Annotated in this window: 20 protein-coding genes; 5 read left to right on the forward strand and 15 right to left on the reverse strand. The window is 68.6% G+C overall.

Annotation, left to right across the window (positions count from 1 at the left end; genetic code table 11):
* Positions 1 to 108 precede the first annotated feature (108 nt).
* Genes WMK75_RS08365 through mmsB form a run of 3 tightly spaced genes read left to right on the forward strand, consistent with a single transcriptional unit; the run spans position 109 to position 3,133 of the window.
* Positions 109 to 1,254, forward strand: a complete 1,146-nt coding sequence (locus tag WMK75_RS08365; RefSeq protein WP_347267221.1) for an acyl-CoA dehydrogenase family protein — start codon at positions 109 to 111, stop codon at positions 1,252 to 1,254.
* Complete coding sequence (locus WMK75_RS08370) at positions 1,254 to 2,261, forward strand: enoyl-CoA hydratase/isomerase family protein (protein ID WP_347267222.1); 1,008 nt, start codon at positions 1,254 to 1,256, stop codon at positions 2,259 to 2,261. Before WMK75_RS08365 ends, WMK75_RS08370 begins: the two co-directional genes overlap by 1 nt.
* Entirely contained in the window at positions 2,258 to 3,133 is an 876-nt protein-coding gene (mmsB, locus tag WMK75_RS08375; protein WP_347267223.1) for a 3-hydroxyisobutyrate dehydrogenase, read from the forward strand. The genes WMK75_RS08370 and mmsB overlap by 4 nt, the downstream gene beginning before the upstream one ends.
* Before the next feature lie 12 nt (positions 3,134 to 3,145).
* Here mmsB and recN read toward each other — a convergent pair whose 3' ends face one another.
* The 12 genes from recN to WMK75_RS08435 all read right to left on the reverse strand — a co-directional run bounded on the left by recN (position 3,146) and on the right by WMK75_RS08435 (position 17,121).
* Positions 3,146 to 4,789, reverse strand: coding sequence for a DNA repair protein RecN (recN, locus tag WMK75_RS08380; protein WP_347267224.1), 1,644 nt, complete (start codon positions 4,787 to 4,789; stop codon positions 3,146 to 3,148).
* A gap of 6 nt (positions 4,790 to 4,795) precedes the next feature.
* Positions 4,796 to 5,635: an outer membrane protein assembly factor BamD gene (locus tag WMK75_RS08385; protein WP_347267225.1), complete on the reverse strand. Its 840-nt coding sequence runs from the start codon at positions 5,633 to 5,635 to the stop codon at positions 4,796 to 4,798.
* A gap of 129 nt (positions 5,636 to 5,764) precedes the next feature.
* Positions 5,765 to 6,706 carry a UDP-3-O-acyl-N-acetylglucosamine deacetylase gene (lpxC, locus tag WMK75_RS08390; protein WP_347267226.1) on the reverse strand — a complete coding sequence of 314 codons (942 nt, stop codon included), beginning with the start codon at positions 6,704 to 6,706 and terminating at the stop codon, positions 5,765 to 5,767.
* 225 nt (positions 6,707 to 6,931) lie between these two features.
* Positions 6,932 to 8,539: a cell division protein FtsZ gene (gene ftsZ, locus WMK75_RS08395; protein ID WP_347267227.1), complete on the reverse strand. Its 1,608-nt coding sequence runs from the start codon at positions 8,537 to 8,539 to the stop codon at positions 6,932 to 6,934.
* A 216-nt stretch (positions 8,540 to 8,755) separates the two neighbouring features.
* Positions 8,756 to 10,090, reverse strand: coding sequence for a cell division protein FtsA (gene ftsA, locus WMK75_RS08400; protein WP_347267228.1), 1,335 nt, complete (start codon positions 10,088 to 10,090; stop codon positions 8,756 to 8,758).
* Positions 10,091 to 10,111: 21 nt separating this feature from the next.
* Positions 10,112 to 11,137, reverse strand: a complete 1,026-nt coding sequence (locus WMK75_RS08405) for a cell division protein FtsQ/DivIB (RefSeq protein WP_347267229.1) — start codon at positions 11,135 to 11,137, stop codon at positions 10,112 to 10,114.
* A complete protein-coding gene (locus WMK75_RS08410; RefSeq protein ID WP_347267230.1) occupies positions 11,125 to 12,048 on the reverse strand; it encodes a D-alanine--D-alanine ligase in 924 nt (307 codons plus the stop codon). The genes WMK75_RS08405 and WMK75_RS08410 overlap by 13 nt, the downstream gene beginning before the upstream one ends.
* Before the next feature lie 116 nt (positions 12,049 to 12,164).
* A complete protein-coding gene (gene murB, locus WMK75_RS08415; protein WP_347267259.1) occupies positions 12,165 to 13,085 on the reverse strand; it encodes a UDP-N-acetylmuramate dehydrogenase in 921 nt (306 codons plus the stop codon).
* A gap of 85 nt (positions 13,086 to 13,170) precedes the next feature.
* Entirely contained in the window at positions 13,171 to 13,443 is a 273-nt protein-coding gene (locus WMK75_RS08420; RefSeq protein ID WP_347267231.1) for a DUF2484 family protein, read from the reverse strand.
* A complete protein-coding gene (murC, locus tag WMK75_RS08425; RefSeq protein WP_347267232.1) occupies positions 13,440 to 14,867 on the reverse strand; it encodes a UDP-N-acetylmuramate--L-alanine ligase in 1,428 nt (475 codons plus the stop codon). The genes WMK75_RS08420 and murC overlap by 4 nt, the downstream gene beginning before the upstream one ends.
* Positions 14,864 to 15,955 carry a UDP-N-acetylglucosamine--N-acetylmuramyl-(pentapeptide) pyrophosphoryl-undecaprenol N-acetylglucosamine transferase gene (locus WMK75_RS08430; RefSeq protein WP_347267233.1) on the reverse strand — a complete coding sequence of 364 codons (1,092 nt, stop codon included), beginning with the start codon at positions 15,953 to 15,955 and terminating at the stop codon, positions 14,864 to 14,866. The genes murC and WMK75_RS08430 overlap by 4 nt, the downstream gene beginning before the upstream one ends.
* Positions 15,952 to 17,121: a putative peptidoglycan glycosyltransferase FtsW gene (locus WMK75_RS08435; protein ID WP_347267234.1), complete on the reverse strand. Its 1,170-nt coding sequence runs from the start codon at positions 17,119 to 17,121 to the stop codon at positions 15,952 to 15,954. Before WMK75_RS08435 ends, WMK75_RS08430 begins: the two co-directional genes overlap by 4 nt.
* A gap of 169 nt (positions 17,122 to 17,290) precedes the next feature.
* Between WMK75_RS08435 and WMK75_RS08440 the strand changes: the two genes are divergently transcribed.
* Complete coding sequence (locus tag WMK75_RS08440) at positions 17,291 to 18,154, forward strand: ATPase (protein WP_347267235.1); 864 nt, start codon at positions 17,291 to 17,293, stop codon at positions 18,152 to 18,154.
* Positions 18,154 to 19,080, forward strand: coding sequence for a homoserine O-succinyltransferase (gene metA, locus WMK75_RS08445; protein ID WP_347267236.1), 927 nt, complete (start codon positions 18,154 to 18,156; stop codon positions 19,078 to 19,080). The genes WMK75_RS08440 and metA overlap by 1 nt, the downstream gene beginning before the upstream one ends.
* 75 nt (positions 19,081 to 19,155) lie before the next feature.
* Here the strand turns inward: metA and cysE are convergent, their stop codons facing one another.
* The 3 genes from cysE to WMK75_RS08460 all read right to left on the reverse strand — a co-directional run bounded on the left by cysE (position 19,156) and on the right by WMK75_RS08460 (position 24,665).
* Positions 19,156 to 19,995: a serine O-acetyltransferase gene (cysE, locus tag WMK75_RS08450; RefSeq protein WP_347267237.1), complete on the reverse strand. Its 840-nt coding sequence runs from the start codon at positions 19,993 to 19,995 to the stop codon at positions 19,156 to 19,158.
* A 64-nt stretch (positions 19,996 to 20,059) separates the two neighbouring features.
* Positions 20,060 to 20,782, reverse strand: coding sequence for a DUF2793 domain-containing protein (locus WMK75_RS08455; RefSeq protein WP_347267238.1), 723 nt, complete (start codon positions 20,780 to 20,782; stop codon positions 20,060 to 20,062).
* Positions 20,775 to 24,665 (reverse strand): glycoside hydrolase/phage tail family protein, encoded by a 3,891-nt coding sequence (locus tag WMK75_RS08460; protein ID WP_347267239.1) that lies wholly within the window; start codon positions 24,663 to 24,665, stop codon positions 20,775 to 20,777. Before WMK75_RS08460 ends, WMK75_RS08455 begins: the two co-directional genes overlap by 8 nt.
* Positions 24,666 to 24,684 lie beyond the last annotated feature (19 nt).

Consider the following 24,684-nt stretch of genomic DNA (forward strand, 5'->3'; position numbering starts at 1 on the left):
GAAACAGAAGAAAAATCCGCGCCCACGCAGCGGCTTGCCGGCGTGGGGCGAAATTTTGCAAGCCTGCGGCCCGGCAGCGGCGCAGGACAGAACCGACAAGGGGGATCCATGGATTTTGCACTGAGCGAGGAACAACAGGCGATCTTCGACATGGCGCGCGCATTCGGGACCGAGCACATCGCCCCCCATGCCCGCGCCTGGGAAGAGGCCGGCACCATCCCGCGCGAATTATGGGCGCGCGCCGCCGAGCTGGGATTCGGCGGCGTCTATGTGTCCGAGGATTTCGGCGGCACCGGCCTGTCGCGGCTGGACGCGACGCTGGTCTTCGAGGCGCTGGCCATGGCCTGCCCCTCGGTCGGCTCGTTCCTGTCGATCCACAACATGTGCGGCGGCATGATCGACAAGTTCGGCACACCCGAAAACAAGGAACGCTGGCTGCCGCTCGCCTGCACCATGGAGACGGTGTTTTCCTATTGCCTGACCGAGCCGGGCTCGGGTTCGGACGCCGCGGCGCTGCGCACCCGTGCCGAACGCGTGCCCGAGGGCTGGCGGCTGAACGGCACCAAGGCGTTCATCTCGGGCGGCAGCTATTCGGACGCCTATCTGACCATGGTGCGCACCGGCCAGGACGGGCCGCGCGGCATCTCGACCGTGGTGGTGGCGGCCGGCACGCCCGGCCTGTCCTTCGGGGCGCTGGAGCACAAGATGGGCTGGCGCGCGCAGCCGACCTCGCAGGTGCAGTTCGACGATTGCACCGTCCCGGCCGAGAACCTGCTGGGCGAGGAGGGGCGCGGCTTTGCCTATGCGATGATGGGTCTGGATGGCGGGCGGCTGAACATCTCGGCCAGCGCGCTGGGGGGCGCGCAGGCGGCGCTGGACGCGACGCTGCGCTACATGGGCGAGCGCCGCGCCTTCGGCCAGACGCTGGACCAGTTCCAGGCGCTGCAATTCCGCCTGGCCGAGATGGAGACGGCGCTGCAATCGGCCCGTGTCTTCCTGCGCCAGGCGGCGTGGAAACTGGACCGCGGCGACCGCGACGCCAGCAAGTTCTGCGCCATGGCCAAGCTGCATGTCACCGACCGCGCTTTCGATGTGGCGAACCAGTGCCTGCAGCTGCATGGCGGCTATGGCTATCTGGCCGATTACGGCATCGAGAAGATCGTGCGCGACCTGCGCGTGCACCAGATTCTGGAAGGCACCAATGAAATCATGCGGCTGATCGTCGGCCGCGCCCTGCTGGCGGAGCGTGACTGATGGCCGACATGATCATTCGCAAGGACCGGCGTGCCGGCCGCATCACCTTCAACCGCCCGCAGGCGCTGAACGCGCTGGACCATGACATGGCGCTGGCGATCGACGCGGCACTTTGCGCCTGGCGCGACGACGCGCAGGTGGCGCTGGTCATCATCGACGCGGTGGGCGAACGCGCCTTCTGCTCGGGGGGCGACATTGCCGCGGTCTATCGTGCCGGGCTGGCGGGCGATCACCAGGTCGGACGCGACTTCTTTCGCGACGAATACCGCATGAACGCCCGCATCGCCGAGTTTCCCAAGCCCGTGGTGGCCTTCAAGCAGGGTTTTGTCATGGGCGGCGGTGTCGGTGTCGGCGGCCATGCCAGCCACCGCGTCGTCGGCGACACGACGCAGATCGCCATGCCAGAATGCGGCATCGGCCTGATCCCGGACGTGGGCGGCAGCTGGCTTCTGGGTCACGCCCCGGGCCGCATCGGCGAATACCTTGGCCTGACCGGCGCGCGCATGGGCGCGGGCGACGCGATCCACGCGGGTTTTGCCGACACCTACCTGCCCGAGGCGGAATGGCCGTCGCTGATCGAGGCGCTGGCCGAGACCGGCGACGCCGGCCTGGTCAAGGGCCGGCCGCGCCCCGAGGCGCCGCTGGAGGCCATGGACCTTTCGACCTTTGGCAAGCCGACTGTGGCCGAAATCGTCGCGGCGCTGGAAGCCTCGGGCAACGAGGCGGCGCTGAAGCCCTTGCGCCGCAACTCGCCGCTGTCCATGGCGGCGACGCTGCTTTTGGTGCGCGCGGCGCGCGGCGACCGGGAATTGCGCGAAAGCCTCGCGCGCGAGCTGCGCTTTACCGCCCGTGCTACGGCCGAAAGCGATTTTCTGGAAGGCGTGCGCGCGCAGCTGATCGACAAGGACCGCAAGCCGAAATGGGCCGCGGATGCCAGCGATGCCCATGTCCAGGCGATGCTGGCGCCGCTGGGCGCGGATGAAATGCAATGGGAGGACTGCAAATGAAGATCGGATTCATCGGACTGGGCAATATGGGCGGCCCGATGGCCGCCAATCTGGCCGGCGCCGGCCATCAGGTGTCGGGCTTTGATCTTGCCGCCCCCATGCCGGCGGGCGTCACCAGGGCCGCCAGCGCCTCTGACGCCGCGCAGGGCGCCGAGGTCGTGATCACCATGCTGCCCAACGGCGCCATCCTGCGCGCCGTGGCCGGCGAGGTGATCCCGGCGATGGCGGCGGGCGCAGTCCTTTGCGACTGCTCGACCGTGGATGTGGAAAGCGCCCGCGCGGTGGCCGATCAGGCGCATGCGGCGGGCCTGGGGGCGCTGGATGCGCCGGTCTCGGGCGGCATCGGCGGCGCCGCGGCCGGGACGCTGACCTTCATGGTCGGCGGCAGTGCGGATGCCTTTGACACGGTGAAGCCGCTGTTTGAGGTCATGGGCAAGAAGGTCGTGCATTGCGGCGACGCCGGCGCCGGGCAGGCCGCCAAGATCTGCAACAACATGATCCTGGGCGTGACGATGATCGCCACCTGCGAGGCCTTCGCGCTGGCCGACAAGCTGGGGCTGGACCGCCAGAAGATGTTCGACGTGGTCTCCACATCCTCGGGCTACAGTTGGACGATGAACGCCTATTGCCCGGCGCCGGGGGTGGGGCCGGCCTCGCCGGCCGACAACGGCTACAAGCCGGGATTCGCCTCGGAACTGATGCTCAAGGACCTGCGGCTAAGCCAGCAGGCGGCCGAGGCCGCCGATGCCGACACGCCGATGGGCGAACTGGCCGCGGCGCTTTACGCCCGTTTCGTCGAGGAGGAGGACGGCAAGGGCCGCGACTTTTCCGCCATGCTGCCGCGGTTCGAGGCCCGCCACCGCAAGGGCTGAGGCGCCCCGCCCCTAGCCCCGCAACAGCGCCTTCGCCGCATCCTTGGCGGCGGGGGTGATTTCCTCGCCGGCCAGCATGCGGGCGATTTCCTCGATACGCTGGCTGGCGTTCAGCGCTGCGACATTCGAGGTGGTCATGCCGGCAGTGACCGATTTCGCCACCCGGAAGTGATGCCCGCCCAGCGCCGCGACCTGCGGGCTGTGGGTGACGACCAGCACCTGCGCGCCCTCGGCCAGGCGCGCCAGGCGGCGGCCGACGGCATCGGCGGTGGCGCCGCCCACGCCGCGGTCGATCTCGTCAAAGATCAGCACCAGCGCGTCATTGCCGCGCGCGAGGCAGACCTTCAGCGCCAGCAGGAAACGCGACAACTCGCCGCCCGAGGCGATGCGGTCGAGCGGCCCCGGCGGCGCGCCGGGATTGGTCGCCACGGTAAAGGCCACGGCGTCGCGCCCCTCGGGTCCGGGGTCGGCGGCGGCGAGCCGGGTCTCGAAGACCGCGCGCTCCATCTTCAGCGGCGCAAGTTCGGCCGCCATCGCGGCATCGAGCCGCTTGGCGGCCGCGGCGCGCTGTCCGGAGAGGGCAGCGGCGGCAGCGTCATATGCGGCGTCGGCCGCCGCCACGGCGTCGCGCAGGCGCGCCAGGTCCCCGGCACCGGCGTCGATGCGGGAGAGCCGCGCCCGCAGCGCATCCGCCAGCGTCGCAAGATCGTCGGCCAGCACGTCATGCTTGCGCGCCAGCGCCCTGAGCGCGAACAGCCGCTCTTCGGTAACCTCAAGGTCGCGCGGGTCGAAATCCATCGCCTCGAGCGCCGCCTCGACCCCGGAGGCCGCCTCGCCCAGTTCGATCAGCGCCCGCTGCAGCGCGGCGGCGGGGGCCTCGAGCCGGCCCTCGGCACGTTCGGCCGCGCCGTCCAGCCAGCGCACCGCGTCCAGCATCGCGCCCTCGGCGCCCTCTGGGCCAAGTGCCTGCAGGGCACGGGCGACATCCTCGCGGATGCGTTCGGCGCCCTGCATGGCGCGGCGGCGGGTGTCGAGATCGGCCTCCTCGCCCGGCTGCGGCGCAAGCTTGTCAAGCTCGGCCACGGCATGGCGCAGGAAGTCCTCCTCGGCCCGGGCAGCGTCCAGCACCGCCTCGGCCTCGGCCAGCCGGACCCGCGCCTCGCGCCGCGCGGCCCAGGCGGCGCGCGTCGCCGACAGATCGGCGCCGGCGAAGGCATCGAGCAGCAACCGGTGGCCGCGCGGGTTCAGCAAGCCGCGGTCGTCGTGCTGGCCGTGCAGTTCCACCAGCAGTTCCGAGAGCATGCGCAGCACCTCGCCCGAGGCGCGGCGGTCGTTGATCCAGCCGGTCTTGCGCCCGTCGCCGCCGTTCACCCGGCGAATGATCAGTTCGTCCACGACCGCAAAGCCCGCCTCGGCCAGCAGCACCCGCGCCGGATGCCCGGCCGGCAGGTCGAAGACCGCGGTGACCTCGCCCTGCTGGGCGCCGGCGCGCACCAGATCGGCCCGGCCGCGCCAACCCAGCACGAAGCCGAGGCAGTCCAGCAGAATAGACTTGCCGGCGCCGGTCTCGCCGGTCAGCACGTTCAGTCCCGGCTGGAAGTCGAGTTCCAGCCGGTCGATCAGAAGCATGTCCCGGATGTCGAGATGCCGCAGCATGCGGCCTTACAGCCACTTGCCCTGGACGACCTGACGATAGACGCTGGTCAGCCAGCTGTCGCCGCTGGCCTCGGGCTTGAGCCCCTGGCCGCGCAACTGCGCATAGGCGTCCTCATAGAAGGGCGAGGAACGGAAATTGTGCCCCAGGATCGCCCCGGCGGTCTGCGCCTGATCGGTCAGACCCAGCGCCAGATAGGCCTCGACCAGGCGCATCAGCGCCTCGGGCGTGTGGGTGGTGGTCTGGAATTCCTCGACCACGACGCGGAAGCGGTTGATCGCCGCGGTGTAATGCCCGCGCTTGAGGTAATAGCGCCCGATCTCCATTTCCTTCGCCGCGAGATGGTCGAAGGCGAGGTCGAATTTCAGGATCGCCGAGCGCGCATATTCGGTGTCGGGATATTGCTCGATCACCTCGCGCAGCGCCTGCAGCGCCTGGAAGGTCAGGCCCTGGTCGCGGCCGATCTCGTCGATCTGGTCGTAATAGCTGAGCGCCAGCAGGTATTTCGCATAGGCCGCATCGGCATCGCCGGGATAGGTGTCGATGAAACGCTGCGCCGCGCCGCGCGCATCCTCGTATTCGCGGGCCCGGTGATAAGAGAAGGCCTGCATGATCAGCGCGCGCTTGGCCCATTCCGAATAGGGGTAAAGTCGCTCGACCTCGGAGAAATAGCGCACCGCGTCCTTGGGCTTGCGCGAGTTCTCAAGCTCGTATTCGCCGCGCTTGTAGATTTGCTCGGCAGTGAAACTCTCAAGCGATTCGGGCGCCTTGCCGGCGCCGGAACAGCCCGCGACAAGGCCCAACGACAGCGCAGCCGCGACCAAGAACCCCGATCTGATGCCCGTCATTCCACCCTGCCCGTCAGAATCTCATGTCGCCGAACCGGCGCAAGGACCGTGCGGCCCGGTCGTCCTAGCACAGAAATTCTGCCGGCGCAAAACGGCAAAACCGCAAAATTGACGGCATGGCCACCAGCCTCAGGCGACGGCCAGTTGCGGCTGGCGCGCGGCCAGCGCGGCGGCCGAGGACATCACCCCGGCACCTGGCAGGCGGCTTTCCATCGCCGGGGTCAGTTCGACCCATTCCCAGGCGTCGGGCGCGGCGAACAGTGCGCGCAGCAGCCGGTTGGTCATGGCGTGGCCGGCGCGGTGGCCGCTGTAGCACGCCAGCAACGGCGCGCCGGCCAGGGCGAGATCGCCCATGGCGTCCAGCATCTTGTGGCGCACGGCCTCGTCGCGGTGGCGCAGCCCGCCCGGCGACAGCACCCTGTCGCCATCGACCACGACCGCGTTCAGATAGGTTCCGCCCAGGGCCAGCCCGTTTTGCTGCATGCGCAGCACATCCGCCTGGCGGCAGAAGGTGCGGCTGTCCATCAGCTCGCGCACGAAGGCGCCGTTCGCCATGTCGAGACGCTTTTCCTGCTGGCCGATCGCGGCATCGGCAAAGTCGATGTCGAAATGCATCTGCAGCTCGCCCGCCGGGCTCAGGCGGGCGCTGGCCTCGCCCTGGGTGACCTGGACCGGGCGCAGCACGCGGATGGCGCGCAGCGGCGCATCGGGCTGCTGGCGCAAGCCGGCCTCGAGGATACCATGCACGAAGGGCGCGGCCGAGCCGTCGAGGATCGGCACTTCCGGCCCGTTCACCTCGATCAGGGCGTTGTTGATGCCGGTGCCGGCCAGCGCCGCCATCACATGCTCGACCGTCGAGACGGTGGCGCCCTGGCCATTGTCCAGAAGCGTGCAAAGCTGCGAGGGCGTCACATGGTCCCAGCGCGCCGGAATGCGGGCGCGGCCAAGATCGGTGCGCAGAAAGACGATGCCGTGATCAGCGGGTGCAGGCAGGATCGCCAGCCGCACGGCCGCACCCGAATGCAGTCCGACGCCGCGGAACTGGGCTTTCTGAGCGATGGTGGTCTGCATGATGCTGCCTGTGGTCCTGCTGTCTATTCCGGCGGGCAGATTGCCCATGCTGCGAGTTAGGCACAGGCCCGGGAAACCACAATTAACGATTTGTAACGGGATGAAACATTTGCCCCCATCCCGAAGCGTTTCTTTCAGGTTACGCCGCAAGCCATTGTCATAAAAATGAAAAAAGGGCCGCTGTTGCGGCCCTTTCCGGTCTGGTGGCGAAAACTTGTGATCGGCTCAATTCGCCTGGCGGCGCAGGAAGGCCGGGATCTCGACATTGTCGCCGGCCTTGTCGGGGCTGGCCAGGTCGTCGAAACCGGCATCGAAACCGCTGCGGCTGCGGGCGGCGACACGCTCGTTCACCCGTTCGGCGATGGTGGTGGCGGCGGGTTTCTCGGCCGGCTCGCCATGGCCCGAGAGGCGGGTGAACATGCGCGAGATCCCACTCATGCGGTTGTGTGCGGGCGCGGGCTCGGGCGGCGGCGTCAGCGGGCGACCCTGCGCGGCGGCCTGACGTTCGGGCGCGCTCTGCACGGCGGCGGCAAGACGGTCCACCGTCGCCTGGCTGGGTGTGCCGGGGCGGCGCACCGGCGCGACAAAGCCGACGGCATCGGCGTTCAGTGCATCGAGCGGCGCCGCGGGCTGGCGGCTGTCGTGCTGATAGGCCGGGCGCGGCATGTCCTCGTCCTCAAGCCGGGCGGCGGACGCATGCAGCGGGGCGCGCGCGACCGACGCGGCCATCGCCACCTGGCCCAGCGGCGCGGCGGCGCGGCGCGCGACCGTCGGCATCTCGTCCTCGAGGCGCGGCGCGACGACCGGGGTCTGGGTCAACGGCTCTTTCATGCCGCGGCGCGGCGCGGGCAGTTCCGCCGCCGAGGCGTCGATGCCGGTGGCCACCACAGAGACGCGGATCGAGCCTTCCATCGACGGATCCAGCGTCGAGCCGACGATGATATTGGCATCGGCATCGACCTTTTCGCGGATCTTCTCGGCCGCCTCATCCATCTCGAACAGCGTCAGGTCGTAGCCGCCGGTGATGTTGATCAGCACGCCGCGGGCGCCGTTCAGGCTGATCTCGTCCAGCAGCGGGTTGGCAATGGCCTTTTCGGCGGCCTGCACGGCCCGGTTCTCGCCCGAGGCCTCGCCGGTGCCCATCATCGCCTTGCCCATCTCGTCCATGACCGCGCGCACGTCCGCAAAGTCGAGGTTGATCAGGCCCGGGCGCACCATCAGATCGGTGACGCCCTTGACGCCCTGATACAGCACGTCGTCGGCCATGGCGAAGGCCTCGGTGAAAGTGGTCTTTTCATTCGCCAGCCGGAACAGGTTCTGGTTGGGGATGATGATCAGCGTATCGACGACCTTCTGCAGCGCCTCGACGCCTTCCTCGGCCTGGCGCATGCGCTTGGTGCCCTCGAACTGGAAGGGCTTGGTCACCACGCCGACGGTCAGGATGCCCATCTCGCGCGCGGCCTGGGCGATGATCGGGGCGGCGCCGGTGCCGGTGCCGCCGCCCATGCCGGCGGTGATGAAGCACATATGCGCGCCCATCAGGTGATCGACGATGTCCTCGATCGTCTCCTCGGCGGCCTTGGCGCCGATCGAGGGCTTGGCGCCGGCGCCCAGCCCCTCGGTCACCTTGGGACCGATCTGGATGCGGCTTTCCGCCTTCGAGGATTGCAGCGCCTGCGCATCGGTGTTCGCCACGACGAACTCGACGCCCTCGAGTTGCTTGTCGATCATGTTGTTGACCGCGTTGCCACCTGCGCCACCAACGCCGAAGACGGTGATGCGCGGCTTCAGTTCCTGGTCATCGTTCAACATCAGGTGGATCTGCCGTTCCATGTCTCGCCTGCCTTGTATGTTGCGCCGGACATGATTTGCCCGGTCGAATCCTCGTATTTGCCCAGCCTAGCCAGATTCCGGGCAAGCGTCACCCGAAAAACACAGGCAAACCACCAAATCTGGCGCTTTCTTTGCGCGGATTCGGCGGCATATTGCCCATTGCGCTGCATATGGTGGAGGCATTGGCCTGCACCACTGGATGGCGGTTCGCGTCAACTACCAGTTGTTGCGGAACCAGCGATAGGCGCGGCGGATGCTGCGCGCCGGATAATGTTCGGCCGGCATGTCGAAATCCCACCATTCGTCCTGGGGATGCGCCGTCAGCAGCGCCAGCCCGATGGCCGAGGAAAACCCCGCCGAAGTCGCTGTCTGCGGCAGGCCCTGGATGCGCAGCGGCCGGCCGATGCGGACATTGCGCCCCAGCATGCGCGAGGCCAGCACCTCGAGCCCGGGGATCTGGCTGCCGCCGCCGGTCAGCACCACCTGGCGCGAGGGCATGGAATCGAAACCCGCCGCCTCGAGGATGCCCGCCACCTGCTCGAGGATCTCTTCGACGCGCGGGCGCATGATGCCGATCAGGTCGGCGCGGCTGACGCTGCGCCGCTCGCCGTCCCAGTCGCCAGTCTCGCCGCCCAGTTCGATCATCTCGCGGTCGTCGCGGCCGGTGGCCTCGAGCCCGCCGTGCAGGGTCTTGATGCGCTCGGCCACGGCATGGCTGACGCGCAGGCCCTTGGCGATGTCATGGGTGATCAGATCACCCCCCATGCGCACCGCATCGGCAAAGATCATGTGCTTCTTGATGAAGATCGAGACCCCGGTCGCGCCGCCGCCCAGATCGACGCAGGCCGCGCCCAGTTCCTGCTCGTCCTCGACCAGCGCCGCAAGTCCCGCGGCATAGGAGGCCGAGGCCACCCCCGCCAGTTCCATGTCGCAGCGCCGGATGCATTGCACCAGATTGCCGGCCGCGTCGCCGTCGACGGTCAGCACATGCATGTCGCAGCCCAGCACGCTGCCGGACTGGTCGCGCGGATCGGACAGGCCGCTGCGCCCGTCAAGGGTAAAGTTCACCGGCTGCGCGTGCAGCACCTCGCGGCCGTGGCCGAAATCGGGAACCTCGCAGGCGCCCAGTACCCGCGCCACGTCATGTTCGCCGACCTTGCCCGCCGGCAGCGCGATCTCGCCCGCCAGGCCGTAGGAGGCCGGCCGCGCCCCCGAGATGCAGGCGATGACGTGATCGACGCGCACGCCCGCGACCTTCTGTGCCGACTGGATGACGGTGCGGATGGCGCGCTCGGTCTCGGCCATGGTCTCGATCTCGCCGCAGCGCATGCCGCGCGCGCGGGTATGGGCCGAGCCGATGACGCGGAAGTTCGACTGCCCGGCCATGGGGCCGACGCCATCGGTCTCGCGGAACTGGCCGGGGCCGTCGAACTGCAGCACCAGACAGGCGATCTTGGACGTGCCGATGTCCAGAACCGCGATGACGCCGCGCTGCATCGCCTGGCGGCGCATGTTGCGCATGACGCGCTGGCCCTGACACAGATCCTTCATTTTCCCTGCCCCCTCAAGCTGTCAGCCGCTTTTCTTCGTGCTCTTTCCCGAGCCCCGGGCAGTCTTGCCCTCGGGTTCGATCGGCATTCCGTCCGGCCCGATCTCGGGCTGGCCGCGCGCGCGGCGGATGGCGTTCTGCGCCTCCGGGCCCAGCCGCACCAAGGGCCGCGATTCCTGGCGCAGGTCGATCACCGTGATGTCGCGGTCCAGCATGGCCTGGGCGCGGTCAAGCGCGATGACGCGCTCGAAGGCCTGCAGCGCCTTGTCCTCGGGCAGCCTGATGCGCTGGCCGCGGTCCAGCACCACGTCCCAGCGCCGCTCGCCGATGCGCTCCAGCCCGCGCAGGCGCGGCAGGATCGGCCCGGCGGCGTCGATCAGCGCCAGCGCCTCGGGTGCGGCGCGGTCGGCGCCCTTGCCGGCGATGATCGGCAGGTCGGTGCGCGCCTCGCGCGAGGTGGTCGAGGCGACGCGGTGCCCGGTCTTGTCCAGCAGCTCGATGCCGCGGGCGTGACGCCACAGCACCACCGGCACGCGCTCGGTCACCAGTGCCGACAGCACCCCGCCCGGCTTGATGCGCAGATCCACCGCCGCGACCGCGTCCAGCTTCAGCACGCGCTCGCGCAGGTTGTCGAGATCCAGCTCGAAACTCGAGGCCGGCAGTTCCACCGGCAGCATGGCGCGCAGCCCCTTGTCGACCACCGCCGAGGCGCCCTCGATCTCCATGGTCCTGACCATGAAGGCCTCGCGGTGCTGGATGCGGTCCACGATGGCGTCGATCCCTCCGGCCAGATGCGCGCGCCGCGTCTCGTCGGACAGCCAGATGCCGGCGACCAGCGCGGCCAGGAACGCCGGCAGGCCGACATGCACCAGCCGCCGTACCAGCGGCCGCAGCATCATGCGGTTCAGCCGGTAGGCCAGGCGCGAGGGCGCGGGATCGCGGCGCTGCAGGCGCTGCTGCACCGGCACCGGGCGCGCGGGCGCATGTCGCACCGGCGCCGCGCGCCCGCCGTCCGCCGATCCGTGCTGGAACGGGTTCACGCCCTGCATAGCGCCTCCTCGACGATCCAGCGGCACAGCGCGGGGAAATCCATGCCGACATGCGCCGCCTGTTCGGGCGCCAGCGAGGTGGGGGTCATGCCAGGCTGGGTATTGGTTTCCAGGATGATCAGCCCGGCAGGGCCGCGCGCCTCGTCCCAGCGAAAATCCGAGCGCGTCAGCCCGCGGCAGCCCAGAGCCCGATGCGCGCGCAGCGCCAGATCGCAGCAGGCGCGGGCGATCTCATCCGGGATCGCCGCCGGAATCACATGCGCCGAGCCGCCGGGCGTGTATTTGGCGTCATAGTCATACCAGCCGGCGGTCACGATCTCGGTCACCGCCAGGGCGCGGTCGCCCAGCACGGCGACGGTCAGCTCGCGCCCGGGGGCATAGGTCTCGACCATGACGCGGGCGGGCATCTGCGGCGACAGCTGCGGCGGGCCGTTCGCCGCCTCATGCACGATATAGACCCCGACCGAAGAGCCCTCGTCATTGGGCTTGACCACATAGGGCGGCGGCAGGACATGGCGGGCACGCACCTCGGAGACCTCGGCGATCACGCTTTCCAGCACCGGCAGGCCGGCAGCCCGGAAGGCGGCCTTGGCGCGGGTCTTGTCCATGGCGAGCGCCGAGGCCAGCACGCCCGAATGCGTATAGGGAATGCCCAGCCATTCCAGCAGGCCCTGCACGCAGCCATCCTCGCCCCAGCGACCGTGCAGGGCGTTGAAGACCACATCCGGCGCTGCCTCGGCCAGACGCGCGGGCAGATCCCTGCCCGCATCCACTTCGATGACCTCATAGCCCGCCAGTCGCAGCGCCTGCGCGCATTCCCGGCCCGAAGACAGCGACACCTCGCGCTCGGCCGAGGGGCCACCCTTCAGAACCACGACTTTCGGGGCTGTCTTGCTCGACCTGCCCGCCAATTCTGCCTCATGCACCCGGTTGATCCGGGTATTTGTCAGGTCAGGATAGCGGCAAGCTGGCCGTCGCAAAAGTCCCTTTTCGCCTGGCAGGCGAGATTTCGGCCAGAATCCGCAAGTTACGGCTCGCCGATGCGGATGACCTCCCATTGCAGGTCGTGGCCGCTGGCCTCGCGCACCCGCGCGCGCACCATTTCGCCCAGGGCCTCCAGATCGGCGGCGCTGGCGTCCCCGGCGTTCAGCAGGAAGTTCGGGTGCTTTTGCGACATCTGCGCCCCGCCCAGGCGATGGCCGCGCAATCCGGCGGCGTCGATCAGCGACCAGGCCTTCAGCTCCTGGCTGTCATCGGCGCGCCCGGTCGAGGAAAACCCCGCCGGGTTGCGAAAGGTCGAGCCGGCACTGCGCGCGCGCGTGGGTTGGCTGGCGTCGCGCCGGGCCAGCTGCTCCTCCATGCGCGCCGCCAGTTCCGCCGGATCGCCCGCCGGGGCGCGAAACCGCGCTTCGGTCAGCACCCAGCCCGCGGGCAGGTCCGAATGGCGATAGGCAAGGCGCAGCTCGGCAGCAGAGAGATCATGCAGGCTGCCGTCGCGCGCCACCGCCCGGACCGAGGCCAGATGATCGGCGACATAGGCGCCGTAGCAGCCGGCGTTCATGCGCACGGCGCCGCCGATGCTGCCGGGGATGGTGCGCAGGAAGGTCAGGTCCAGCCCGGCCTCGGCCGCACGGCGCGCCACATGCGCGTCCAGCGCCGCAGCGCCGGCGGTGACGATGCCATCCGCACAGGAAATCGCGTTGAAGCCGCGCCCCAGCCGGATCACCACGCCGCGGATGCCGCCGTCGCGCACGATCAGGTTCGAGCCGACCCCCATGACAAAGACCGGAACCGCCGGATCCAGATCCCGCAGGAAGGCGGCCAGATCGGTCTCATCGGCGGGCTGAAACAGCCAGTCGGCGGGACCGCCGACGCGCAGCCAGGTCAGATCGGCCAGCGGCCGGCACTGGGTCAGGGTGCCGCGCACCCGCGGCAGGGTCTGGGTCATGGCGCCGGACATGGGAGGATTCCTTGCTGCTCTGGCGCGGGTGATAAAGCAAAGCCCGCCCGCGCGCAAATGCCGCCGGCGGCGCCTAGCGCAGCCCCTGCGGCGCCGGTTTCAGGCGGCGAAGCAACCCGGCCGGAGGCCAGACCAGCACCGAAAGCCCCAGCGCCAGGAACAGCACGCCCAGGCCCGGACCGCAAAGATAGGTCAGCCAGCCCAGCAGCGGCACCCCGGCCAGCACCACCAGCCACAGCGCCGCATGGCGCCAGCGCCGGCGAACCAGCGGCAGCAAGCAGGCCAGCACCGCCCAGAGCGCGCCCATCAGCGCCGCCATGAGGGGATGACTGGCCAGCATGATCATGCGGCGCGCTCGGTCAGCCGCTCGGGCAGGCCGTAGGCCCAGGCCGAGATCGTGCCGGCGCCAAGGCAGACCACCATATCGCCCGGGCGCGCCTGTTCGCGCACCAGACGCGCCAGATCGGCCTCGTCCATCACCGCGCGGGCGTGGCGATGGCCATGCGCGATCAGCCCGGCCACCAGATCATCGCGGCTGGCACCGGGGATCGGATCCTCGCCCGCGGCATAGACCTCGGCGATGGCGACGACATCGGCCTCGTTGAAACAGGTGCAGAAATCGTCGAACAGGTTCGACAGCCGCGTATAGCGGTGCGGCTGATGCACGGCGATGACCCGGCCCCTGGTCGCCTGGCGCGCGGCCTTCAGCACCGCCGCGATCTCGACCGGGTGATGGCCGTAATCGTCGATGATCGTGACGCCATTCACCTCGCCCACACGGGTAAAGCGCCGCCCGACGCCGCCGAAACCGGCCAGCGCCTCGCGGATCTGGGCGCGCTTCATGCCCAGATGGCGGGCGACCGCCACCGCCGACAGCGCGTTCGAGACGTTGTGATCGCCCGGCATCGGCAGGGTGCAGCCCTCGATCACCGGCACCTCGCCGTCGTTCAGCGCCGCCTCGCCCTGCAGCGCGATGTCGAAATGCGCCACGCCGTTTTCATAGCTCAGGTTCATCGCCCGGACATCGGCCTGGGCGTTGAAGCCAAAGGTCACCACCCGACGGTCGGTGGTGCGCCCGACCAGCGCCTGCACCTCGGGGTGGTCGGTGCAGCAGACCGCCAGCCCGTAGAAGGGGATGTTCGAGACGAAATCCTGAAAGCCCTTGCGCAGCGCGTCGAAAGAGCCCCAATGCTCCATGTGCTCGGGGTCGATATTGGTGACGATGGCGATGGTCGCGGGCAGGCGGTTGAAGCTGCCGTCCGACTCGTCCGCCTCGACCACCATCCATTCGCCGGCGCCTGCACGGGCATTGCTGCCATAGGCATGGATCACGCCGCCGTTGATGACCGTGGGATCGAAGCCGCCCGCGTCCAGCAGCGTCGCCACCATGGTCGTCGTCGTGGTCTTGCCATGCGTCCCGGCAATGGCGACGTTCGAGCGCAGCCGCATCAGTTCCGCCAGCATCTCGGCCCGGCGCACGATCGGCAGGCCGCGGCGGCGCGCCTCCTCAAGCTCGGGGTTGCCCTTCTTGATCGCGGTCGAGATCACCACCACACCCGCCTCGCCGATATTGCCGGCGCGCTGGCCTTCAAAGATGGTGGCGCCCAGCGTCTCCAGCCGGTCGGTGATCTTCGAGCGTTTCGCGTCCGAGCCCTGCACCTGATAGCCCAGCGTCATCAGCACCTCGGCGATGCCCGACATGCCGATGCCGCCGATGCCGATGAAGTGGATCGGGCCCAGTTCGCCGGGAAGTTTGGTCGCTGCGTTCATCGGGTCAATTCCATCACTAGATCTGCAAGTCTCTGCGCCGCATCCGGGCGGCCCAGCGCCAGGGCGGCGGCGGCCATGGCACGGGCGCGGTCGGCATCCGCCAGAACCGCAAGCATCTCGCCCCTCAGGCGCACCGCGTCAAGCTCTGATTCGGCCAGCACCACCGCCGCGCCGGATTCGGCCTGCGCGCGAGCATTGGCGCTTTGATGATCGCCCGCCGCCGCGGCATAGGGAATCAGGATCGCCGGCCGGCCGATGGCGGTGATGTCGGCGATGGACGAGGCCCCGGCCCGGCTGATCACCAATTGGCACTCGGCCAGCCGCTGCGGCACATCGTCGAAGAAGGGCCGCACATCGGCACGGATGCCCGCAGCCCGATAGGCGGCAGTGACGCGCTCGCCATCCTCGGCCCGGGCCTGGTGGCTGACGGCAAGGCGCTCGCGCAGCGCGTCGGGCAGCGCCGCGACGGCGGCGGGCACCACATCCGACAGCACCCGCGCCCCCTGGCTGCCGCCGATCACCAGCAGGTTCAGCCCCCCCGGCCCCGGCGCGGCATAGCTGCAGCCGGCACGATCCAGCACCGCCTGGCGCACCGGATTACCGGTATGGACACCGACGACCCCCTGCGGCAGCCGCGTGGGCCAGGTTCCGCAGGCGACGCGATGCATGCGGCGGGCGAAATTCGCGTTCACCCGGCCCATGACGCCATTCTGTTCGTGGATCATGCGCGGGATGCGCAGGGCCAGCGCCGCCGACAGGGCCGGAATGGTCGGATAACCGCCAAAGCCCACCACCACCTGCGGCCGATCGGCGCGCATGGCGCGGATTGCCGAAATGACCCCCGCGCCGATGCGCAGCGGCACCGCCAGCCTTGCCAGCGCGCCGCCGCGCGCCGTCGTAGCCGAACTGACCACCTCGCGCGCGACTTCGGCGGGAAAGGCACCGGCATAGCGCGCGCCGCGCTCGTCTGTCGAAAGCCGGACGCGCCAGCCGCGCGCCAGCAACACCTCGGCCAGGGATTGTGCCGGAAACATGTGCCCGCCGGTGCCTCCGGCCGCGATCAGGCACAGGGGGCCGGCCGGGATCATTTGCGCCCCTGTCCCAGCACGTCCGAGATGCGCCCCTGCGGCCGCGCCCGCGTCAGCGCCAGCAACATGCCCATGGCGATGGCAGAGGCGATCACCGACGAGCCGCCATAGCTGACAAAGGGCAGCGTCATGCCCTTGGCCGGCAGCAGCCGCGCCGCCACGCCCATGTTGATCAGCGCCTGCACGCCAAAGGCGCAGGCCAGCCCGGTGCCGGCGATACGGGCAAAGGGATCGCGCTCATCCCGCAGACGCAGCAGCGAACGCACCACCACCGTGCCGTAAAGCAGCAGGATGAACAGGACCAGGATCAGGCCGTATTCCTCGGCCGCGACCGCGATGATGAAATCGGTATGGGCGTCGGGCAACTGCCATTTGACCGAGCCCTCGCCCACGCCGACGCCAAAGAAGCCGCCCTCCTGGATGGCATTGGTGGCATAGCCGATCTGGGTGCGCGGATCGACCTCGGCAGCCAGAAAGCCGTTGATGCGGCGGGCGACATGCTCGGAGGCACCATAGGCAAACACCCCTCCGACGCCCGCCATGCCGATCACGGTCAGCAGCAGGATGATGGGCGCACCGGCGACGAAATACATCACGCACCAGGAAAACAGCACCAGCGAGGCCTGGCCAAAGTCGGGCTGCAGCGCCAGCAGCACCACCACCACCGCCGCCAGCACCGCCGAGATCAGGCGTCCGGGCGGCCCGCCAACCTCCTGGCTGGCCGCCATGAACCAGGCGCAGATCGCGACGAACCCGGGCTTGAGAAACTCCGAGGGCTGGATCGACAAGCCACCCGGCAGCCGCAGCCAGCGCACGGCGCCCTTGCCGAAATCCGTGCCGATGAAGGGCAAAAGCACGATCGCCGTCATCGCCACCAGAAAGCCCAGCACCCCGATGCGGCGCACCGACCGCGGCCCGAGGGTCGAGACGAACAGCATGATGGCCAGCGCCACGGCGCCGAACACCGCCTGCCGGACGACGTAATAGAACTGCGGCAGGCCGTTCTTCTCGGCCAGCGGCACCGAGGCGGCCAGCCCCAGCAGGATGCCGATGGCAAACAGCCCTAGCACGCAGCCCAGAGACCATCGGTCCAGCGTGCGCCACCAACGTGGAAGAATCGGATCACCTGCCCGCACGGGCGTGGTGCCAAAGACCATCTCGGTCATGGGATACCGCCGTCACTGCCTCGATTGCTCTGCCCGTTTCCCGGGTCTGGAGCGCAGCATAGCGCGATTGAATCGGCCGCGCTACTGCGGAATGGCGATCCATGCGCGCCCCCCTTTCCTCCCGGCGGCCCGGCGTTTAACAATCGGCCGCCGACAGGAAGGGAGCGCGATGCTTTACAAGACCAGAGCCGAATGGCTGGCTGCACCCAGAAGGCGCGTGCTTTTCTTTGGCATGTCGGGCCTTGGCAAGACCTATCTGGCCTCGATGCTGCGCGCCTCGGGAGAGTGGTTTCACTACTCGATCGACTACCGCATCGGCACCCGCTACATGGGCGAGCACATCGCCGACAATTTCAAGCGCGAGGCGATGAAAGTCCCCTTCCTGCGCGAACTGCTGCTGTCGAATTCGGTCTATATCGCCAGCAACATCACCTTTGAAAACCTGGCGCCGCTCTCGACCTATCTGGGCAAGCCCGGCAGCGTCACCCGCGGCGGGCTCGGGTTCGACGAATACATGCACCGTCAGGACCAGCACCGCGCGGCCGAGATCGCGGCCCTTCTCGACACCGGCCATTTCATCCGCCGCGCGCAAGAGATCTATAACCTCGGCAATTTCGTCTGCGATTCGGGTGGCTCGATCTGCGAGGTGGTGGACCCCTGGGCCGAAACCGACCCGGTGCTGGACACCTTGGCGCGCGATCTCTTGCTGGTCTGGATCCGGGGCTCGACCGAACACACCGAGGAACTGGTGCGCCGCTTCGACCGCGCACCCAAGCCGATGTATTACCAGCCGGATTTCCTCGACCGCGCCTGGACCGACTATCGCGTCGAAAAGGGCCTCAGCGAGGCCCAGGTCAATCCCGACGATTTCATCCGCTGGACCTATGCCCGCGCGCTGGCCCATCGCCAGCCCCGCTATCAGGCCATGGCGCGCCGCGGCGTCACTATCCTGGCCGAGGAGGTGGCGGCGGTCGGAACCCCGGACGATCTCATCCAGCTGGTGGCACGCGCCATCGACAGAAAGGACGCATGATGCCCATCACCCTTCCGAATGACCTGCCCGCCTTCGACATCCTGTCGAACGAAGGCGTCATGGTCATGTCGCCGGGCCGGGCCGCGACCCAGGACATCCGGCCCCTGCGCATCGCGCTGTTGAACCTGATGCCGAAAAAGATCCAGACCGAGAACCAGTTCGCGCGGCTGATCGGCGCGACGCCGCTGCAGATCGACTTTCAGCTGATCCGCATGTCGGACCACGAAAGCCGCCACACCGCCGCCGACCACATGGCCGCCTTCTATCGCCGCTTTTCCGAGGTCGCCGCCACCGGCGAGAAATTCGATGGCCTGATCATCACCGGCGCCCCGATCGAGCACCTGCCCTTCGAGGAGGTCAGCTACTGGCAGGAACTGACCCGGGTCTTCGACTGGACACAGACGCATGTGCATTCGACCTTCGGCGTCTGCTGGGGCGGCATGGCCATGGCCTGGCATTTCCACCGGCTGGAAAAGCACCTGCTGGAACACAAGGCTTTCGGCTGCTTCCGCCACCAAAACCTCGCGCCCGCCTCGCCCTATCTGCGCGGGTTCTCAGACGATGTGCTGGTGCCGGTCAGCCGCTGGACCGAGGTGCGCCAGGACGCGGTGGACGCCAATCCCGCATTGACCACGCTGATCGCCTCGAATCAGGTCGGCCCCTGCCTGATCGAGGACGCCCGCCACCGCGCGCTCTATGTCTTCAACCATTTCGAATATGACAGCACCACGCTCAAGGACGAATACGACCGCGACGTGGCGGCCGGAAAGCCGATCAACGTGCCGGTGAACTACTACCCCGAGAACGACCCGGCGCGGGTGCCCAAGAACCGCTGGCGCAGCCACGCGCATCTGCTCTACGGCAACTGGATCAACGAGATCTACCAGACCACCTATTTCGACCTGAACCGCATCGGCACGGGCTAGGCCCGGCCGGATTCGGCAGGACAGCCCGCATGCCGGCGTCACGCCCGCCACCGACCCTGCCCAGACCGGCAAGCATCAAGCCGGCTCGTCGCGCCCGAAAACCTGGTTCATGCTGTGCGAGGGCTCGGCACAGCCGGCATCGCCAATGATCCGTGCCGGCACACCGGCCACCGTCCGGCAGGCCGGGACCTCGCTCAGCACGACCGAACCGGCCGCGATGCGCGAATGATGCCCCACCCGGATATTGCCCAGCACCTTGGCTCCGGCACCGATCATCACGCCATCGCCGATCTTGGGATGGCGGTCGCCGTCCTCCTTGCCGGTGCCGCCCAGGGTCACCGAATGCAGCATCGAGACATCATTGCCCACCACCGCGGTCTCGCCGATGACGATGGAATGGGCATGGTCGATCATCACGCCGGTTCCGATCCTGGCGGCCGGATGGATGTCGACGCCGAACACCTCGGAACAGCGCATCTGCACGAAATACGCCAGATCGGTGCGGCCCTGCTGCCACAGCCAATGCCCGATGCGATAGGCCTGCAAGGCCTGGAAACCCTTGAAGAACAGGATCGGCTGCATCAGCCGATGCGTGGCCGGGTCACGGTCAAAGACCGCCAGCAGATCCGCCTGCGCCGCCTGCGACAGTTCGGGCGAGCGCGCAAAGGCGTCATCGGCGATCTCGCGCAGGATCTGTTCGCTCATCTCGCGCGACGCAAGCTTCAGAGAAAAGCGATAGGCAAGCGCGGCCTCGAGGGTTGCGTGATGCAGCAGCCCGGCATGGATCAGGGCGCCAAGCAGCGGCTCGTCGCGCACGGCGATCCGCGCCTCGCGCTGGATGCGCCCCCAGATCGATTCGCGCGCCGCGCCGCGGTCATCCAGATGCGGCTCGATCATGTCTTTTTGCAGATTCATCGCAATGCGCCCGTCAGCTTCCGGCCGGTATTCTACCGGAAACCGACGGGGGCGAAAAGGCCGGTCAGTCAGGCAGACGCAACTCCCACCAGTGCAGGACGACCCGCACCCGGCCGTCGGAAAACTGCCCGCCGACCGCCGACAACCGCAGCGCGGTCGGCGTCCAATAGACCAAGGGCGGCGACAGCAGCCCCCTTGCCCACGACCCCTGCGCCTTGCCCAGCCCCTGGCCGAACTGCACCAGTGACGCGGCATTTCCCGGCGTGCCAAGCGACCACGAGGCAAGGCCGCCGGTGATGGCCTGCACCACCCGCGCCGTGGCGCCGATGACCAGAGCACCGGCGGGGATCACCATCCCGGTCTCGAACCAGGCACCGGCGCCCAGCGTGACATCCTCGGACATCTGGCGCGCAATCATGCCCGAGCCATGCGTGCCAAGGGTCACGGCGCCGACGACCCAGACCGCACCGTCATGGATGGCGGTGACGCCCCGATCGACGACCATGGCGCGGCGCCCATAGCGCGGCTGCACAAAGATCCAGCCGCCATTGGCACCGATCGCGATCTTGCCCTCCTGACCCTCCCAGGCGTTGACGGCGCCAGTCGGCACCGCCCAGCATGTGCCGTCCACCACCGCCTCCGGCGGCGTGGTCCGGGTCAGGCTTTGCAGCACCAGGTCCACCTGCCCGTCCAGCCGCATCAGCGCCTCGTTGACGGTGATGTGCTTTTGCGCCTGCGCGGGCATCAGCAAGGGCAGATCGCAGTTTCGCGTCGCATTCTCAGACATGGATGACCCTCTTTGCATGGGGCCCCGCTCCGAACACATCCGAAAGCTGGGCAACCTCGACGGAAAACTCGCCCCCCGCGACTGCGGAGGACCATACGGCGACGGGAACCACCCAGCGGGGCTCCTCGACCACGGCCTGCGCCAGAACCGCGCCATTGCGGGTCAGCCGGGCGGAATAGCGCTCGCGCGTCTCGCCCAGCGGCACATCCGGCCCGTCCCAGCCATCGCCCTGCACCCGCGTACGCCGGATCCAACTGACGACATTGCCCGCAATCGACAGATGCGCGGGCGACAGGGGACGCAGCCCGGCCCCGCGAAAGGCTGCGGCGATGTGGCGATAGCTGCCATTGTCCGGGCCGCGCGTCGAAGGTCCGATCCGCCAATGGCGAAGCTGGTTGCGCGCGCTCGGCGGCAAGTCCACCTGCCTTGTCGCGCCGTCCAGCAGCACGACCAGGCTGCCGGCGGGCCAGACCTCGGGCATGAAGGCATCCGTCCCGGCCTGCCCCCGCAACCGGCCCGAAATCTCCCACAACCCGGACGAAATCAGCCGCGCATCAGCAAACTGCAGCAATTCCCAGCCCTCGGCCGAACCATCGCCGATGGCCATCAGGTTCGCGCCAGACCAAAGCGCGTCCGGCGTAGTGGACGAAAGCGTGCCACCCCGCAGCCGCAACCGCAGCGCCGGGCCGCGATCCCAGATGCCCGGGCGCGCGGCCGCCAGCGGACCCTCGGTCCGGCCCATGACCGAGGGCGAGGGGACCATCGTGTTCAGCGCATAGCCCCCCACCTGCTGGGTCGAGGCCCATACCGCGGCCGCACCCGGCCAGGGGGTCGCCGAAACCGCAAGATGGGGCGCATGCGCCACCTCGTCCCCACGCAGCAGCGGCAGGTCCAGAAACACCGGCCAGACCGGAACCGCCGGCACGAAGGCGCGCGTCACACTCTCCCCCTCGATCACCCGCGCCGGCCGATACACGCCGGGCTCGACCCGGACGGCATCAACGGTCAGTGCACCGGCACGCTCGATCCGATCGATGCGCCAGCGTCGGGCCTCGGCGCGCGGCTCAATCAGCCGCACGACATCACCTGGTCCCAGGTGGCCCATAGAGGGCGGCAGCGCAAAGCGCACACTGTCCCGCGCCACCGCCGATTCGGACAGCCAGCGCTCGGCGATGGCGCGCCCCTCGGTCCGGGTCAGGACCATGCTCAACTCGCTGTCCGACACCGCCCGCAGCTCTGCGCCGGGCTGCACGGTCTCAACCGTCCGCACGCCATAATCGCCACCGGCCTCGACATGCGTGACCCGGATGCGACCGGCCAGTTCGGCATCGGCTGCCCTCGTGAACTCGGCGCCGTCCGTCTCGCCGGTCAGCGCCATGTGGTCAGGCCCAAGCTCGGCCCTGACACGCGCATCGCGCATGGCAAAGCCCAGGACACCATCGCGTTCGACGGCGTCAAAGCCATGGGCCAGCATCAGCGGCTGCAGCGCCGCCCTACCGCTTTCGGCACCCGACAGCGAATAGCCGCGCACAAGGCCGCGCAGACCCTCGGTATCGAAAGCCCGCACACCCGCCTCGCGGCAGATCTCGCCGACGACATCCCCCAGCGGGACCGCGCCAGCACGACCGTTCAGCCAATGGCCGCGCTCCCAAGCCGGCCCGTCCGACCACAGATCGCGCCGCGCCGGAAAGGCCGGATAGGGACGCGCATCCCAGCACCAGACATGCGCCCGCTCCAGGTCGATCATGCGGCCCGCCGCCATGCGTCCGTGGGGCGCGCGCGCCGGGTTGTTGGCGAGCTCCGACCAGTATTCCGTCATCGCCCGCACATAGGCCGCCTGCATGGCATCATCGCGCCGCCCGTCCGAGAAATGGGGCAGCATCGATTCCGAACTCATTGCATCCAGGAACTTGTTCGGCTGGTTGGTCCCCTTGTCCAGCGCCGCGCAGCCCATCTCGGTGAACCAGATCGGCTTTGACCCCGGCACCCAGCCGGTGGCCTGCGCCAGCCGCACGCCATCGACGCGCTCGTGGTGATGATTAAGCCACCAGTTGCGGATGTCCTTGTACCGCCACAGCCAATGCTCGCCATGCGCACCATCGCGGATCGGCGAGCGGCGCTGCGCAGCCCGGTCGGCATCGTTGGCATAATACCAGTCAAATCCCTCGCCGCCCGCCACATTGGCGCGCAGATAGGCGGGATTGTCGATCTGGCCCCAAGCGGCGTCGCTATGCGCTTCGCCCTCGCGCCAGTCGGACAGCGGCATGTAGCAATCGATGCCGATGAAATCGATGTTCTCGTCCGACCACAGGGGATCCAGGTGAAAATAGGCGTCGCCATTTCCCGGATGATAGCCAAAATATTCCGACCAGTCGGCGGCATAGCCGATCTTCACCTGTTCGCCCAGGATCAAGCGCACATCGGCGGCCAGCCGGCAAAGCTGCTGCACTGCAGGAAAGGTGCGCCCCTCACCCCGGATCTGGGTAAGCCCCACCATTTCCGAGCCGATCAGGAAGGCGTCGATCCCCCCGGCAGCAGCACAAAGATGCGCATAGTGCAGAATGAAACGCCGATAGGACCATTCCTCGGGCCCATGATAGCTGATGCTGTCGGCATCGCGCTGGAAGTGATGCGGCTCCGCCTCGCCAAAGAACTGCGACACCTCCGCTGCGGCCTGGGCCGTCCCTGCCGGGCTGCCGGCCCGCCCGGCGGCAATGCTACTGGTGATGCGACCGCGCCATGGCATTGCCGCCTGCCCGATCGCACCGGTCCAGGGATCGGGGCGCGTGTTGCCGGCAAGCTGCTCCATCAGGATGAAGGGATAGAACACCGCCTTGCGACCGCTGGCCGAAATTGCACGCAATGCCTCGATCACCGACTGATCCGCAGGCGTGCCGCCATAAATCGGCCGCCCGCCGACCTGCGCGACCTCTTCGGCCTGGCCGCGCGCGATGCCACCCGCCCGCCAGGCCATCTCGCTACCGTCGCGGCCGGCATCCTCGACCTTTGGCTTGACCCTGCAGGTGTCGGCGCGCAGATCGTCACCAAACCAGGACACCACCAGCGAGACCGAGCCGACACGCGGCAGTTCACAGCCAAGCGTGCGCATCGATGCCGCAAAATCGGTATCAGCCATCGGCGTGCTCTGATTGGCGGCGCGCACCTCACCCAGGCCAAAGTCATAGCTGACCGGCGTCGTCGCCAGCGAATATTCGCCCGTTCCGGGGATCATGGCGACAGCCTGCACTTCGCGCGACAGGCCTCGCCCCCCGATCGCCGCGCGCGTGACCTCGAAGGACAGCTGCGGCACACGGTTGCCCCATTTCTCCAGCCCTAGGTCCTCGCACACGACATAGGCCACGCCGCGATAGGCCGGCGCCGCCTCCCCCTCATGGGCCGAGATCGCCGGATCGGGCAACTGCGTCTCGTCGCCCAGATAGACGCGCAGGTTCAGATCCTCGGCCGAGACCTCCTCGCCATCCGCCCAGATGCGCCCGACGCCCAGGATCGGCCCTTCGCACAGGGCCAGCGCAAGGCTCAGGCGATAGCTGACCTCGGTCACGCTTGGCCCGGTTCCCTTGCCGCCACCATGCTTGCGCCTGACCTCGACCAGCGGCGCCGCCCAGATCGCATGACCCGGCAACCGCATCTGCCCCCACAGCCGCGGGATCGGATTGCCCTCGCCGGCGGTCTGGATGCGCATGCGATCCACACGGCCGGTCTCGACCGCCTTGGATCCCGCACCCAGCAACCGCTGGTCGATCACCCGCCCGATGGTCGCCCCCACGGCCCGGCCGATGACCGCCCCCGAAAGCCCCAGAACGGTGCCGCCAAAACCCGCACCCACCGAAGCCCCGACCGCTGCCAGCAGAATCGTCGCCATTGCGCCCTATCCTTCCCTC

The organism is Paracoccus sp. (in: a-proteobacteria) (assembly GCF_039808215.1).
Lineage (GTDB): Bacteria > Pseudomonadota > Alphaproteobacteria > Rhodobacterales > Rhodobacteraceae > Paracoccus.